We start from the raw sequence: 15727 nt of genomic DNA on the forward strand, positions 1-15727 counted from the left end.
TTGGTTATTTTTCCAACTGTGTTTTTGATTTTACTACCTCTAAATTTGCCACTAATGTAACAATGACTTTTTCCAAGTTCATTATTTTTTCTTCTAAGGCTTGAATGCGCTTATTGCTCTCGTCTACATCATTATATTTTAAATTATCATTTGAGACGTTGTACTGCTCCCCTAATTCGGAAATGATATCTTTAATAGTTGATCTTGATTTTTCATCATTACTAGTTGTATTTGTATTTGATTTTAATTCAAATTGAAGTTCATATGTATTTCCAGTTACTTCTTTAGCTATTTGCGAAATTAAATCTTTATAAGACTTTTTAACCCACTCTTGTTGAAATTCATTTTTAAAATAAATGATCAATGAATTTTCATTTATTCTGGCTGTCGTTTCTTTGACCCATGTTTCATATGATGGTCTCGAAATTGTTAATTGTATTTTAGCTTTTATTTTATTCCAAATTGTACTGGATTCCTCTTGTCCGGAAGTGCGATGATTATGGTGCACGTGATGAGCCTGTGCTATAGAAGTAGCGTTTGATTCTATTTCGAACCAAATTTGATATTCTTCATTTGTAATTTTCTGTACGGTACTTGAAATTATATTTTTATACTCCCCTTCAAGCAAATCACGATGAAACGCATCTTCACAACAGATTATTAATTTATTATCTTCTATTGTAGCATTTGTATTTCTAATCCATGTCATAAATGTTTTCTCCGCTACTTTTGGTCTTAATACTTTCTTTACTTCATCCCAGCTATTTAGCCTTTCTTTTTGAACATCTTTCAACATAGATGGTTCGCCATTACATAGATCAAACTGAATTTCAAACGTTGTATTATACATTTCTCTTAGAGTATTAAATACTAATTCTTTGTAATGAGATTCTAACCAGTCACGCGCAAATTCATTCGGACAATAAATTGTTAATATATCCTCCTCTAAATAAACAGTAGTATTAGTAAACCAAGTTTCATATGATGGTTTTGAAATTTGTGGTCGAATTTTCCCCTTTACTTCAGTCCAATTTATTTTCATAATAACTCCCCTCTTTTACAGTTCTCTTTCATATAGCTTAATAATATTACGCCTTGCCAATAAATAAAGTCAATCCGTATCGTTAATAAAATGAAAGCCGCCCTTATATACAGGGCGGCTTCTTTATGCAACTACATTTCCTTCTCAAATAATCTCCCTTGTTTAAAATAAGTCCGGAGTGTGGATCGATTAGCTAAAAATACACCAACCAAGATAAAACAAGCACCTATTCCCATTGTAGAGTTTAAAGGTTCTCCTAATATGACGTATCCAACTATAATAGCAATTAGTGGTGATACATATAACCACGTTGACGGGAATACAGGATTTGTTTTTGATAAAAGCCAATAATATAATCCGTGCCCACCAATTGATCCGATAAAGATGAGATATAAAATAGGCCACTGTACACTCCATGAAGCTAATACAGTTACATTCGGCTGTTCTACTATGAAGGATACGATTAGTAGTAAAGCTCCTCCATAAAACATTTGAATACCATTAATGAGAAATGGTGATACACTTTGTAAATCCGAAAGTATTTCTTTTGAACGAATAGAACCTATTCCGTAAAATATCTCTCCTATTATTAAAACAAAACAAGCAATACTCCATATGAAGCTTATTTCTTGGTGCATTCCAGGTAAAGAAACAAAAACAACACCTATTAGTGCAATAATTAAAGCTAGCAGTTGTTCCTTTTGTAATTTTGTCTTATTTCTTTTTGCCTGTAACAACAAAATTATCATCGGTCCCGTAGCAGATAGCACAGCAGCTAACCCTGAAGAAATATATTGTTCCGCCCAGTACAATGATGCGAATGTCATGAACGTTAAACAAAAACCAGCATACATAATACGTTTCGAAAATACATGTGGCATAATTTTTTTTCGCTTCAACTTAAATATAATCATCAGAATTACTCCTGCTAACAAGAAACGAATTCCTGCTGAAAATAATGGGGGCGCTCCTGCTTCAATTCCGATTTTTATCGTTAAAAATGTTGTTCCGAAAATAATACATACTAAAATATAATTGAAAATGACCATTTTTCTTCCTCCTTTTTACTCTTAACATGAGTATAGAAGGTATGGTGTATAACAGTGTATCTATGTATATAACAGTTACCTAAAATCATAGTTGATTCTATATATATTTTTCGCTTTAATTAAATAAAAACGAAAAAGGTGAAACCATGAAGATTGTCCTTCGTAAAGAATCCAACATACCGTATTACCAGCAAATATATATGCAAATTATTGACAGAGTACAAAGTGGCATGCTTTCACATGGTGACTCACTTCCATCTTTACGTTCTTTAGCTGAAGATTTACAGATTAGCTTATTAACTGTTCGTAAGGCGTATAAGCAATTAGAAAAGAAAGATTATATACGTATTGAGCAAGGGAAAGGTGCTTATATACATAAACATGTAAAGAAAGATTTCAAACCAATTCCGTATAAATGGCAACAAACAAAAACGATTAATGTTATGCGATCTCAATATGCAATGACTCAGCACCGGAAATATTACGATTTTTCACAAGCGATTTTATATCCTCGTTTATTGCCAAATCCATTCTTGGCAAACGAAATGCATAAAATACTTAATAAAGACCAGATGATTCTAGCAACTTATGGGCCAGTTCAAGGCGATTATGAACTGCGGGTTGAAATAGTAAATTACTTAAATGAACACCAGAAATTAGTGACAGACCCATCTCAATTATTAATTACAAGCGGAGCACAACAAGGAATTGATTTAATTGCTCAAACATTATTAAAACCTGGTGATATTGTATTAGTGGAAAGTCCGTGTTACAGTGCTGCACTTGATATTTTCATCAATAAAGGTGCTCAAATTATACCTGTTTCTCTTGATAATCATGGAGTTCGTTCCGACTTAATCGATGATATTTGTCAAAGTAAAAATCCTGTTTTATTGTATACGAATCCAACTTTTCAGAATCCAACAGGAACAGTAATGAGTAAAGAACGGAGAATGGAACTTATAGAACTAGCAGAGCTATATGAGTTTTTTATAATTGAGGATGATTCTTTCGGAGAAATATATTTTGAGGGTGCGACTGTTCCCCTTCCTATCAAAAATTTTGATACAAACGGCCACGTAATATATATAAAAGGATTTAGTAAAACGTTAGCACCAGGACTGCGTATCGCAGCACTTATTGCCGATGGTCCTATTTTTGAATGGTTATATGCTGTAAAAGGTTCAATGGATATCGGTAGCCCTTTATTAACACAAAAAGCACTTCTACCGTTTTTACGTGCAGAACGAATGAAAAATCATTTAGAAAAATTACGTACAGCTTTACAAATTAGACGTGATATAACTATTGATATGTTATCACCACTTAAGGAAATAAACTTTGAAATTCCAAATGGTGGCTTTAATTTATGGATTGCACTTTCTAATTCGATAGATCCTTTTACTTTATTACAAAAAGCAAATGAAGTAGATGTGTCTTTTTTACCAGGAACAGCTTGTCTATTACATAACGATATAAATAATAACCAATTCAGGATTAGCTATTCTATGTTAAATGAAAAAGATATGTTGATTGGTTTAGAGAAATTACATGATACAATAAGAAACTATAAACTTTAAAAACATATGCACAATCCTTGTAAGCTAACAAGTAAATACCCCAAAATATTTTTATTTTGGGGTAAAATGAAATGTTGAAGTATGCTAAATGATTTTCATTACAATCTTACCTCTAACATGTTTACCTTCACTCAAAATATGAGCTTCTCTAATTCCTTCTTCATTAAACGGCAAAATCTTACTAACAATAGGTTTAATTTTTCCATCTACAATTAAATCTGATAATTCTTCCAATTGCTTTCCGTTTGGTTTCAGCCATAAAAACCCTGATTTTATCCCTTTTACTTTTTGAATTGGCTCATGAACAATCGAAACTAATGTACCACCAGGCTTAATAATTTGAAAGCTTTTTTCTTGTACTTCACCACCTATTGTATCTAATACAATATCGAAATCTGATAGTAATTCTTCAAATTTATCTTTTTTATAATCAATAACAAAATCTGCCCCTAAAGATTTTAAAAACTCTTCATTCTTACTACTCGCAGTCGTAGCAACAAAAGCTCCAAATGATTTGGCGATTTGGATTGCTAAACTTCCAACTCCACCAGCTCCAGCATGAATGAGCACTCGGTCATGTTCTTTTATTTTTGCATAATCCACAAGACTTTGCCGCGCTGTAAGTCCTGCAAGAGGAATCGAAGCTGCCTGTTCGAAACTTAGGTTAGTAGGCATATAGGATACTAAATCTGATTTTACTGATATGAATTCAGCATAAGAGCCTTTCCCTATATTTTCAGGTTTCGTAAACACCTTATCTCCTATTTTGAAACAATCTACATCTTCCCCAACTTCTTCAATAACACCAGCTACATCTAATCCTAAAATGATTGGAAATGAAAAGTGCAATTGTTCTTGTAAGTCTCCTTTTCTTATTTTCCAATCAACAGGATTAACAGATGTTGCGAAAATACGTATTAATACCTCGTTATTCTTAACAATCGGTTTTAAAACTTGTCTTTCTTTTAATTCTTCAACACTACCATATTGATCTATAACAATCACTTTCATTTCCTCTCCTCCTTGCTGTTTATTTTAATAACATACAAATATTTCTCAAAATTTTTTGCCTTGAATTATCATAAACTTATTTTTGGGGGTAATTATGTAAGAAACTAAGCAAATCTTACAAACACCTTTGAGTTATTCAAAATTGTATTTTTAATTAAATTCAAAAGAAATGGAGAGAACTCTATGACTGAAAAGATATTTAAAATAAACGGAATTGATATATGTACAGAAAGCTTTGGGGATCCTAGAAATCCAGCTATTTTATTAATTATGGGGGCTACGTGTTCAATGGTTTATTGGGATGAAGAATTTTGTGAACAGTTGGCTAACAGCGGGAAATTTGTTATTCGTTATGATAACCGTGATGTGGGACGCTCTGTTGCATATGAACCTGGAACTTCCAATTATACAGTTACAGATATGGCTGAAGATTCAATTGGGGTACTAGATGCTTATCATATTGACAAAGCACATCTATTTGGTATGTCATTAGGTGGTATGATTGCTCAAATTGCTGCTGTAAAACATCCCGAAAGAATTTTATCGTTAACATTATTAGCTACAAGTGTGATAGGTTCTGACAATAACACGCGCGATTTACCTCCGATGGATGAAAGAATTTTAACACATCACGCAAATGGCGTGCATCTAGATTGGACAAATGAAAATGTTGTAGCGGAATATTTGGTTTCAGGATCTCGTCTATTATGTGGATCAAAAAGAAAATTTGATGAAAAAAGAGTCTATAATCAAGTCAAACAAGAAATACAGCGAGCTAACAATTTATTAAGTATGTTTAATCACGCTCTACTTCAAGGAGATGATGCATATGAAGGTGTGCTTCACTCCATACAAGCACCGACATTAGTCATTCACGGAACAGACGATACTGCACTCCCTTTTGAACATGGTCTTGCAATTATTGATGAAATTCCTAACTCAGCTCTATTAACCCTTGAAGGTGCAGGACATGAAAATCATCCTGATGATTGGGAAGACATAATTTATACTGTTACTGAGCATACATCTAAAGTATAGATAAATAACAAATAGAAGAGGCACACCGTAATTTGTGTCCCTTCTATTTGTTACATTTAAAAAGCCCATCACTGTATCCGTATGTATAGTGATGGGCAATACTTATATTTTTCTATGTTTAAAAAAACGGACAATCTAATTGATCAACAGCTTCCCATGATTTTTTTTTTATATTATCGGTGGATTTATTTGCTTCTAGTGGTACGTTTTTAAAAGGATTAACTTCGACCTTTAATAAGGATGATGGCTCTACGTATAATGAGAAAACATGGCTGCTTGGTATAGCTTTCGACACATCAATATCTCCTACTTGTTTAAAGAGTTGCTGCGCTGCAAAGAAAAAGAAATTGGTTGGGTTTGATTGTTTATTCAGCCATGCAAGCATTTCAGGTGATACTGATTTATGAATATTGATTTTCACTCGATCACCACGTTTATATCGCCTAGATCGCATGATTCCACCAACTAACTTATCGTTAAGTTTGTAAATCCTAACTCTTTTTGCTTATGCTCTCTATATTTTGGTGAACAAGTGTATACTAATAAACCACGTGCATTTGTAAATAATGGATTATCTACAAAGATCACATTTGTCAAACGCCCTTTTTGTTTTAAAATCATTTTCAAGCTATTTTTAATGATAACTGCGCCCCCGCCATAAATAAACACGTATGGATCGTCTTTCATATCATCAATTTTGTTTATAATATCCGTTGCGACACGTGCTGCTAAACCTAATAATGCTGGTTGTGATTCTTCAACTAGTAATGCATTTCTAGGGTGTTTATCATTTAAATAAATTTGATTGAATTCTGTAATGCTATCAATCGTCTTTGTTGGATACTTCCGGTTCCATCTCGTAATAATTTGTAGTAATGTTTCTTTCACGCCGTATGATAAGCCTTTACTTAGTTGTGGTCTAAAGTTTACACCTAGTGAAACTACTTCTTCTGTAGTCCCTGCTCCAATATCAAAAGATAATAATGTTTTATCAACAAAATCAATTTCAGAAACTTGATTTTGTTCACATTCTATTTTATGTTTCACAACATTGCCTTCTTCATCGTATACAATGCCCCACGTCCCAGAAGCGCCCTCAGGTAGACATTTACAATATTCGATAGAAATATTAATTGTCACATCACGTCCATTTGGATAATGGAACACAACTTTATGGTTACCCATATAACGCTTTGCATTTTCCGCAGCTATTTCTTGCGTAATAAGTTGCATAGGAAGAGCAACAGATAAATCATATCGAATGTTAATATGACTAGAAGTTGGACTTTGACGCATAGCACTTACCGCTAAGCCTGATAGAATTGTAATAACCATTAACTCATCCGTTGACTTATTCGATTTCTTCTCTACTTCAGTACCTTTTAATTGATCTTGAATTACTTTTTCTCCAACGATATACCGTACATTATTTAACATTAACGATGGAGAACTAATGGTCACGTCAATGTGATTTTCTAATTCAGATAATGAAACATCTCCCTCATCTAAGAGTCCTGTAGGCTCTCCTATATATAAAGAATATATACTCGGAATAAAAATAGGGTCTTGCCCTTTCACCATTAACTTCAAACCGTTATTTCCTGCATCAGCACCAGCTTTTAAAAGAATAGACATAACTACCCCCTAAATTAATCTGACATCCCTTCCAAATATATGCGAGCCCATTCTTTTACATTCAAATGTAATGTAATTTTTTATTAATCTTAAAAACAAAATATCATATTCTCGCCCTTTATGTAAAAAGTATTTGACATAGAACTTTTCCAATTTTATACTATTAATGTAAAGAGTTTTTTACAACTATGGAGGTGTCATTTCTAAATTGAAGCATAAAAAATTTATTTTCATGATTATCGTTTTTTCATTAATCGGAGTCCTCATACATGGCGCATATAAATATGTAACAGAAGGTTCGATTTTGGGAGGAACAATATTCGCTTTTTCGTTAATACTTGGTAATTTAATTAATCAAATTACTTGGGGAGATCCAAATGGAGTATCCGAAGAAAGCAAAGATGAAATGGGACAACAAATTCAATATAAAAGCTTTAAAATCGCTTATTTTGCACTTATATGCCTTATGTTTTTTATTTTAATATTATCAGAAGGATTTGCATTCCTATTACTCGATGAAATAAAGAACCTTCCTCTCTTTATCGCACTTTGTTCTTCATTCTTTATTTATCCCATTGTCGAACTTATAGTCGGAAAACAATATAAATAAAAAGATGAGATTTTCTATATATAGAAAATCTCATCTTTTTATATTTACATACCCTCAACTATCGCTTTTAATTTATTTACAGTCCGCCAATTTCTTACTGTAGCTGGTGTATGCAACTTCTGAAACTGGTTCATTAATTTAGAATTTCGAATGGTATTTTTGAAAAATAAATACACAACTTTCTCATCTATATAGCAATCTTCAAGTTCACTTTTAAATGTAAGCAATTGACTACTCTCTTCTTCAGAAAGTACATTAGCTAAAAAAGCAACATGAACACTTTCTCCTTCTAACAATAAATGAACTTCATACGGACATTGTTTAATAATATTTATAAATTCATCATGTGTTCTTAGCATGACTGGAACATCGAAATCAAATTCTTTTTTTATTTCAGATTGTATTCGGTCCTTTAGAAAGTTTATACCTTCCTCAGATTCGAACACAATATTACCACTTTGTATATATGTTTTCACTTGTTTTAACCCTATTGATTCAAACACTCGTTTTAAATCAGCCATTTTAATTACTTTATGTCCACCAACATTGATTCCTCTTAGTAATGCAATATAAATTGTCATATTATTCCCCCACAATAAAATGAACTTATCAATTGAATCGATTTTCCTACTCATATTTCTCGGATATTTGTTTTAATTCTTCTAACATATCATGAATAGATAATACCTCAAATAAAATAATAGATTCACTTAAAAAATGGTGATGATAATGATTTGGTTTATAATCTTTTAAATCATTTTTATAACTCCAAAATTGCTTGTCTAATTCAGCAAAAAGTTTAAAATGTTCCTCATTAATTTCATTACAATGGTTTCTCAATATAGCAATTATAGAATGAATTGTTTGTTGTAATATTTCCTTTTCCCTTTGTGACCAGTCACAAGTCTCAATTGACACTCGAGCTAAATTATCTATATGGTAAATGATTTGCTGTAATATATGAAGTTGCTTCTGCATCGTTAAAAAATTTCTCATTTCCTTCTTTGTATGTTGATGATATTTCCAATCTTTCTGCTCATATTGAACAAATTGTATCGCCTTATGCAATAATAAAGTCAATTTAGATAGATCCTGAGCAGTCTCCTTTTTCATACCTCTTCCTGCAACTAATGCAGTAATCCATTCTTCTATAATATTTGCTGTTTTAGCAAATAGATCCTCTGTACATCCAAAAATCGTTTTCGTGTAGTGGGGAGGAAAAATGAAAAAATTCACTAAAGTAGATACTATAATACCAGTAGATGTAGTAGCTAAACGAATTAAAAATGCAGTAAAATAATGATCTGCCGTAATTGGAATCATAGCTACAGCAGTTAAAGTTGCGACTAAAGTTCCCGCGTGTAACCTTAGTTTTTGACATGTAACGATCGTAAACATCGCAGCTAATGCATAAGAAATTGCTTGATGACCTAGGAAAAATGTGAAAGTCATGGCATATGCAGATCCAATTGTTGAGGCCGGAAAGCGAATAAGTCCTTTTTTTATTGAGTCTGTTGCAGTTGGTTCAATTGTAACAATTGCTGTTATTACAGCAAAAATAGTTGGGAGGTTAAAAAAATTACAAACTAACACTGTAAGAAAAACTGCAATCCCAGTTTTAATCACTCTTCCTCCAGCGATATTCCATTTTCTATCTTGTTTCAATTTTATATCCTTCATTTCTGTTTCCTTTTATATACATATATTATATATTGTTAAAATAAAAAAACCTACTACATGAATATTCAAGAGTAAGTTTTCTATCTCATTATTTCATTATAGGTAAATGCATTATTATTTGTTGGCCAATTGGTCCCATTCTTCTAAAACCTTTATCTTGGAAGCCGACTTTTGCATATAAATTTTGTGCAGGAATATTTCTTTCATTCACAGCAAGTACAACTTCATTTTTTATTGGAAAATAACGTTTTACAAACTCTTTTAATAATAACAATGACTTTTTAGCGTATCCCTTTTTTTGTCTATTGTGATTAATAGAAAATGACGTTAAAAGTAAAGCATCCTCATTATCTGTGAACTCCTTTACTCTATCTCCTGTTTGCAATGCGAAAAGACCCACCGGTACCCCATTGTAATCTAAAATAACAATCACATTTTTTGTACGATCACTTTTTGCTTTCTCCAGTAATGCGCTTGGATCTGATGTAAACTGAACTTGTTCACTTGGTAAAGTAAATGTTTGTATAACTTCTTTATATTTCTCCTTATACGGAACTAATTGAATTTCCCCTGTGTGTATGTTCATGCTAAACTCTCCCATTTTTTAGCTTATTAACTTATACCTTGCTGTGCTTTTGAATGCACTTTTCCATCTAAAAAGGTAATTTCAACAAATGAATTTGGATCGTTTCCTTTCCAAGCAAAAATTTGTTTAATTTGTGTAGAATGCGCTACCCCTTCTTCTATAAGTAAATCCCCTTCAAAACCAATTAAATCTTTCACTTCTGTATAAGTCATTCCTTCATTTATGTTCGAGAAATGATTTATATTGATAGACTCTTTCTGTTGCCTTTCCATCACAGTAGAAGAAGTTGCTGTTTGATTTTTCACTTCTTTTCTCTGTTCACACGCTGTCATACTGAAACCTAAGCATAAACTAAACAATATACATGCGCTTTTTTTCATCATAACAGTTGTCCCTCCCATCATAATTAAACCATATATTCCCTTAAAAATAAACTGAATATTTAATATTATATTTAAAAACCTCGTACAATTAAGTACGAGGCTAATTTCATTTATTCAAATGATTATTTGATTGATCATCCTGTTCTTTTCTTAACTCTTGTTCTTCATCTTTGGGTAATTGTTTATCATTATCTTTAATTGGATTCGTTTCTCTATTTTCTATCATATCATTTGGAACTTGTGGCATTACTCGGCCCACAATAGCCGCTAATTCATCTAATATACCTTCACCTGTTTTACCTTTTTTTATTTGCTTTCCAATTTGTTTGAGGCGTTCATACGTATCAACATCTGCTACAACGACTACATTAGCACCGTCAGGGTCATTTTTTAAACTTTCTGCAACAGAGTATTTAATTGATTCAACACGAGTTCGATCAAGTTTTGCTTTTACGTCTATACCTACAATTGCATATTTGCCGACTACTACAGCTGTCGCATCATTCACTCCTGGCACACTCGCGGCTAAAGATGCTAAATGGTCCGCTGCTTTTTCATTTGGCTTATTTGATTTGTTCGTATAATTAACATTTTTCGTCGAAACATTTTTTTGTTCTGGCTTTTCGTTTGGATTATCTTTTTTTCCAATACTGCATCCAGTTATAAACAAGCAAAGCATCAATATATATATTAGAATTTTCATTATTCTCACCACTTTACTTTTAAAGTTTAATCATAAATTTTTTCAACAGCTTGCATTTTCTTCACTTTTTCTTCTGCCCCGCTATTTGCATTAATGAAAATTTGGTACGTATCTTTCCCTAACGTACCTACAAATTCATAGCAAAGTACTTCGTTATGCAAATCATTTACTACGACAGCTTTACGCTCTTCCATAACTTTCACATCTGGATTAATTTTCTTTCTTGCTTCTGCTGCAGTTAGTTTTGCTGATGGAACTGTTCGTTTTTGATGTGATGCTAAATATTCTTTTGCGGAGAATCCAACGATAGAACCGTCATCTAGAGCAATTTTCATTTGAATTGCTTCTGGATAAATTCGTACGCCATTCTCATTTACTACATACGTAAATACACCAACATTATCATATTGTGAACTATCATAAAGCTCCATATTGTTAAACTTGTGGTCCTTTAAAAATGTCAAACCTTTATTTCCTGCATCGTTTAAACTAATTTTCTGTTCTTTAATTTCTCGGTTATTCATAACCCAAATTGGATATCCGCCTTTTCCGGTAATATCCATATAAAACTCATTATTGGTTGCTGGGTCTTTAATTTTCACACTATAGAAAGATTCTTTTGCACCTTTTCCGCTTTTCTCGACTTCTACTTTTTCATTTCCTTTTAAATTCAAAAACGATTTTGCGATTTTCGCCGCTTCATCTTTTGAAATTGCTTTTCCTTCTGCTTCAAATCCACCTTTTTTATTTTTTTGCGCACTTGTAAAGGTAGGTCCGAAGTTTGTAGATGAATATGATGTTACATTTTTTTCTACTGTCTTTAATCCGTCAATAATTGTATTGTCTGCAGGATCACGATTTGATGCGAGGGCCATCTCAACATCCATCCAGCGTAAATTGTTTTTCAAAACAAGATGTTGCACCTTTCTTAGTTCATCTTGTATATTCCCTGCATTGGAATATAAAGTTTGCAACGTTTTGTATTCTTGATCATTTAATGGCTCTTTTTCTAAATCACGAATGGCTGCACGGTAACTAAAATCACCGATATTCGCTAAAAATTCTTCCGTTTTATTAAAAGGCATTAATGTTAAAGGAAGTTGTCCTACATCCGAACGAGCTTCCGATGTTAATCTCCATACATCTGCTAATGCAGGCGATAAAGATGCGCGTGAATTCATCGCAAGCGTTGTTCCAATTTTGTCGTGCAATAAATCAACCTCATACGCTAAATCATGAAACGCACGTTGATAGCTATTTTCTGCCCGAATTAATACTGCATTCTTCTCTTGATGCTCTTTATAGCCCCAGTATCCTGTCCCAACTACACCAACTGTTAATAATACGATTATAATACCTCGTAACATAGTTCCACCTCCGCTCTATTTACAGAAAATATGTTTTCCGATCTTTTTAATTTGTGGACGAGTCCAAATCCATTTACTTGTTGCGGTATCTGGATTGAAGTAATACAATGCGTTTCCTGTTGGATCCCAGCCATTAATTGCATCCAATACAGCTTTTTTCGCTGTTTCATTTGGTGTTAAATATATTTGTCCGTCTGCTACTGCTGTGAATGCTCTTGGCTCAAAGATTACACCCGAAACGGTATTTGGAAATGATGCACTTGTAACACGATTCAATATAACCGCAGCTACTGCAACTTGTCCTAAGTATGGCTCACCACGAGATTCTCCATATACTGCGTTTGCCATGAGCTGAATGTCATTTTGAGAATAGCCATTTGGAACATTTGTCCCTTTATTTTGAGGTGGTTTATTTTCTTGCGCAGTACCACCACTATTTCCTTTATTCGTTGTCGTTCCTTTATTAGCAGTTGACTTGTCATACTTCGTTGCTTTCACGAGCATTTGCTTCGTTTTAGCTCCAGCTAAACCATCAACAGGTAATCCGAATTTCTCTTGAAAATTTCGAAGTGCCCAGTATGTACCCCATCCAAAAACACCATCCACTTTTCCCGTATAAAATCCGTTATATTTCAAACGAGATTGCAGTTCAATGACATCTTCGCCAGATGCTCCTCTTTGAATAACTTGATTAGAAAAGGCTTCTACATTTTTTAGTTGTATACTACTAACCATCAAAGATAGTCCTATGAAAGCAAGTAAAACTGCTATTTTAAAAATAGCTTTTTGGCGCATAATTTTCCCTCCTTAATTACGGAAATGATTTCTTGGTTATGTTTTGTAAAAGCCTCGCTTTTATGTAAAGAAGACAAAAAAATCCAAGCTAATATCGTTGAAAAAATATGTAAACAATATACAAAAAGGATAAAAGGAGTTCATCATGAAGAAATTGTTAAAGCGTGTCGCACTCGTCATTCTGTTCATAACAACATGTTCAAATATATATACCGGCTCATCAATTGTTCATGCGCAGCCGCCGTATGCTAAATGGGGGAAACTTGCTGTAGAAAAAACGAAAGAACAATACCCGAAAGCTGAGATTATTGATTATCTTCATATAGGTAGAAAACCAAAAACCGTTCAAATTACAGTTGAAAAATTCAAATTATGGCTACGTGAGAACGGAAAAGAATACGGTGTTTTTGTTGATGTAGAATTTGAAACGAAGACGGAGAAATTTATAAAGATGTCATTTCAGAAGACGAGTAGATAAAGTGAAACTTTAATCAGCCCTCACCAATCGGGCTGCCCGTTAATGCGGGATAAAATGAAAACCCCACTGTTAAAAATGAAAACAGTGGGGTTCCTTGCATTTCTAAAATTCTTTCCTAAAGTTTCGATTCCCTAAAAATCTTACCAATATACAAATAGCGCCAATTACAACAGCTATCCCTATACTATATAAAAGTACTTTACCATACCCACCTATTCTCGGATCTAAAAACGGATATGGATACCAATTCACGATTGGGCCACGTATTAAGCTATATACAACGTAAAAACACGGGAATAAGAGCCAACTTGCAGCTTGTTTCCAAGTGATTTTCTTAATAGGTGGATTTAAAATCCAATCTAAAAGCATTGCAATCGGCATGATATAATGTAGTACAGTATTTACCCATGGTATTGCGGTTTGAAGTGACTCTTCTAACCCTCTTAGTAATAAAAAATAAACGAGTCCTGTCGTAAGTATGTATACCGTTGCCGCACCACGAAGTATACTAAACTGTTCTGAGCGACCAAATGTAGCTGTTTCGATACTGCTTAAAAGGAGAATAGATGCAACTAAAATGTTACTTTCAATCGTAAAGAAACTAAAAAAGTTAACTGGATTGAACGGTTTCACTTGTGCCCTGATTATGAATTGCGTAATAATGGCGCTACATGCTAGAAGACTTAAACATAGTCTAAATAAAGATAAAGTCTTTTTCATCCCTCATACATTCCCTCCTTCTCTTATATATAATTGGAATTCCCCTGTACATGCTCAATAAATAGTTTTAATGGAACGAGCCCACGTTTTGGCATATGACTACTTATAATAGCTACTACTTCTAACTGAGGAATGATAACGATGTATTGTCCGCCGTATCCCATAGAGAAATATATACAATACGGTATGTGAAATCTTTCGTTATGTAATACCCACCAGTGATATCCATATGCGCCGACATGTTCATATGTTTCAAATTGCGCCCTACTTGACTCTTCTAACCATTTCGCTGACACAATTTCGTTCCTGTTCCAATATCCATTTTGTAAACATAACTTTCCTAATTTTAATAAATCGGTAGATTTCATTTTCATACCGAAGCCGCCGACATATATCCCCTGCGGGTCTTGTTGCCACTCGTATTCGTTAATTTCTAATGGATCAAATAAATATTTCTTTGCAAACCGCTCTGTCGACATTCCAGTAGCTTCTTGAATAATATAGCTCAGTAAATGAGAAGAACCTGAATTATAATTCATTTTTGTAGCAGGTTCTTCAATTATTGGCTTTTCTAATATGTACTGTACCCAGTTCTCTGATTCTACAAAGTCATTTGGGAATACTACTCCATTCCCAAACTCTTTCCAGTCCTCACCAGTAGTCATTGTTAATAAGTGATAAAGCGTTAAATCATGTTTTTCCCTAGGTACATTTTCAATCCACTCTGTAATCGGTGTATGTATATCATTTATATAGCCCTTATCAATTGCAATACCTATTAATATAGATACAATACTTTTTGTAATCGAATTTATTTTATATAAGTTATTTGCACATTCAGGTGTTTTATAATACTCAGTTGTTAATTCCCCTTTTTGATAAACAAGAAATGTATTCACTTTTTTCTTTTCGAATTTATTTTCTAGTTGCTTGAAATCCAAAAACTTTACCTCCATTTAAATAGTTACTCCATTTATTATATCTTGTTCCTTCATTTTAAACATAATTGTGCTCAAATAAAAATAAACCTGTCAGCCATAATGAACTGAC

General features: G+C 33.0%; 18 protein-coding genes. 4 read left to right on the forward strand and 14 right to left on the reverse strand.

Annotated elements, in window-relative coordinates:
• Window positions 1-4: 4 nt before the first annotated feature.
• Window positions 5-1042 (reverse strand): DnaA N-terminal domain-containing protein, encoded by a 1038-nt coding sequence (locus ATN06_RS13715; protein WP_060631094.1) that lies wholly within the window; start codon window positions 1040-1042, stop codon window positions 5-7.
• 131 nt (window positions 1043-1173) lie between these two features.
• Complete coding sequence (locus ATN06_RS13720; protein WP_060631095.1) at window positions 1174-2091, reverse strand: DMT family transporter; 918 nt, start codon at window positions 2089-2091, stop codon at window positions 1174-1176.
• A 146-nt stretch (window positions 2092-2237) separates the two neighbouring features.
• On the opposite strand from ATN06_RS13720, the gene ATN06_RS13725 reads away from it, so the two are divergent.
• Window positions 2238-3671, forward strand: a complete 1434-nt coding sequence (locus ATN06_RS13725; protein ID WP_060631096.1) for a MocR-like pyridoxine biosynthesis transcription factor PdxR — start codon at window positions 2238-2240, stop codon at window positions 3669-3671.
• A gap of 84 nt (window positions 3672-3755) precedes the next feature.
• Here ATN06_RS13725 and ATN06_RS13730 read toward each other — a convergent pair whose 3' ends face one another.
• Window positions 3756-4682 carry an NADP-dependent oxidoreductase gene (locus tag ATN06_RS13730; RefSeq protein WP_060631097.1) on the reverse strand — a complete coding sequence of 309 codons (927 nt, stop codon included), beginning with the start codon at window positions 4680-4682 and terminating at the stop codon, window positions 3756-3758.
• 183 nt (window positions 4683-4865) lie between these two features.
• Between ATN06_RS13730 and ATN06_RS13735 the strand changes: the two genes are divergently transcribed.
• A complete protein-coding gene (locus tag ATN06_RS13735) occupies window positions 4866-5720 on the forward strand; it encodes a BCA family alpha/beta fold macrolide esterase (protein ID WP_060631098.1) in 855 nt (284 codons plus the stop codon).
• Window positions 5721-5838: 118 nt separating this feature from the next.
• Here ATN06_RS13735 and ATN06_RS13740 read toward each other — a convergent pair whose 3' ends face one another.
• Window positions 5839-6174, reverse strand: a complete 336-nt coding sequence (locus ATN06_RS13740) for a hypothetical protein (protein WP_001257753.1) — start codon at window positions 6172-6174, stop codon at window positions 5839-5841.
• Window positions 6175-6185: 11 nt separating this feature from the next.
• Window positions 6186-7355 carry a ParM/StbA family protein gene (locus ATN06_RS13745; RefSeq protein ID WP_060631099.1) on the reverse strand — a complete coding sequence of 390 codons (1170 nt, stop codon included), beginning with the start codon at window positions 7353-7355 and terminating at the stop codon, window positions 6186-6188.
• A 208-nt stretch (window positions 7356-7563) separates the two neighbouring features.
• Here ATN06_RS13745 and ATN06_RS13750 point away from each other — a divergent pair, with 208 nt between their 5' ends.
• Window positions 7564-7965 carry a hypothetical protein gene (locus tag ATN06_RS13750; RefSeq protein ID WP_088116188.1) on the forward strand — a complete coding sequence of 134 codons (402 nt, stop codon included), beginning with the start codon at window positions 7564-7566 and terminating at the stop codon, window positions 7963-7965.
• 44 nt (window positions 7966-8009) lie between these two features.
• On the opposite strand, the gene ATN06_RS13755 is transcribed toward ATN06_RS13750, so the two are convergent.
• From ATN06_RS13755 to sleB, 7 genes are all read right to left on the reverse strand, one after another.
• Window positions 8010-8546, reverse strand: coding sequence for a DUF1697 domain-containing protein (locus ATN06_RS13755; protein WP_060631100.1), 537 nt, complete (start codon window positions 8544-8546; stop codon window positions 8010-8012).
• 46 nt (window positions 8547-8592) lie between these two features.
• Window positions 8593-9630, reverse strand: coding sequence for an aromatic acid exporter family protein (locus tag ATN06_RS13760; protein ID WP_060633142.1), 1038 nt, complete (start codon window positions 9628-9630; stop codon window positions 8593-8595).
• A gap of 103 nt (window positions 9631-9733) precedes the next feature.
• Complete coding sequence (locus ATN06_RS13765; protein ID WP_140350506.1) at window positions 9734-10246, reverse strand: GNAT family N-acetyltransferase; 513 nt, start codon at window positions 10244-10246, stop codon at window positions 9734-9736.
• A gap of 11 nt (window positions 10247-10257) precedes the next feature.
• Entirely contained in the window at window positions 10258-10614 is a 357-nt protein-coding gene (locus ATN06_RS13770; RefSeq protein WP_060631102.1) for a hypothetical protein, read from the reverse strand.
• Between the two features lie 106 nt (window positions 10615-10720).
• Complete coding sequence (locus tag ATN06_RS13775; protein ID WP_060631103.1) at window positions 10721-11317, reverse strand: YhcN/YlaJ family sporulation lipoprotein; 597 nt, start codon at window positions 11315-11317, stop codon at window positions 10721-10723.
• Between the two features lie 26 nt (window positions 11318-11343).
• Window positions 11344-12684 carry a germination protein YpeB gene (ypeB, locus tag ATN06_RS13780; protein ID WP_060631104.1) on the reverse strand — a complete coding sequence of 447 codons (1341 nt, stop codon included), beginning with the start codon at window positions 12682-12684 and terminating at the stop codon, window positions 11344-11346.
• A gap of 15 nt (window positions 12685-12699) precedes the next feature.
• Entirely contained in the window at window positions 12700-13479 is a 780-nt protein-coding gene (gene sleB / locus ATN06_RS13785; RefSeq protein ID WP_001249053.1) for a spore cortex-lytic enzyme, read from the reverse strand.
• 145 nt (window positions 13480-13624) lie between these two features.
• Here sleB and ATN06_RS13790 point away from each other — a divergent pair, with 145 nt between their 5' ends.
• Window positions 13625-13957 (forward strand): DUF3889 domain-containing protein, encoded by a 333-nt coding sequence (locus ATN06_RS13790; protein WP_060631105.1) that lies wholly within the window; start codon window positions 13625-13627, stop codon window positions 13955-13957.
• A 102-nt stretch (window positions 13958-14059) separates the two neighbouring features.
• On the opposite strand, the gene ATN06_RS13795 is transcribed toward ATN06_RS13790, so the two are convergent.
• On the reverse strand, window positions 14060-14677 hold the full coding sequence (locus ATN06_RS13795; RefSeq protein WP_060631106.1) for a Pr6Pr family membrane protein: 618 nt from the start codon (window positions 14675-14677) through the stop codon (window positions 14060-14062).
• A 23-nt stretch (window positions 14678-14700) separates the two neighbouring features.
• The gene (locus tag ATN06_RS13800) at window positions 14701-15618 is read right to left on the reverse strand and encodes a serine hydrolase domain-containing protein (protein ID WP_060631107.1); all 918 of its coding nucleotides are present in this window, start codon (window positions 15616-15618) and stop codon (window positions 14701-14703) included.
• Window positions 15619-15727 lie beyond the last annotated feature (109 nt).

The organism is Bacillus thuringiensis (genome assembly GCF_001455345.1).
In the GTDB taxonomy this organism is placed as follows: Bacteria; Bacillota; Bacilli; order Bacillales; family Bacillaceae_G; genus Bacillus_A; species Bacillus_A thuringiensis_N.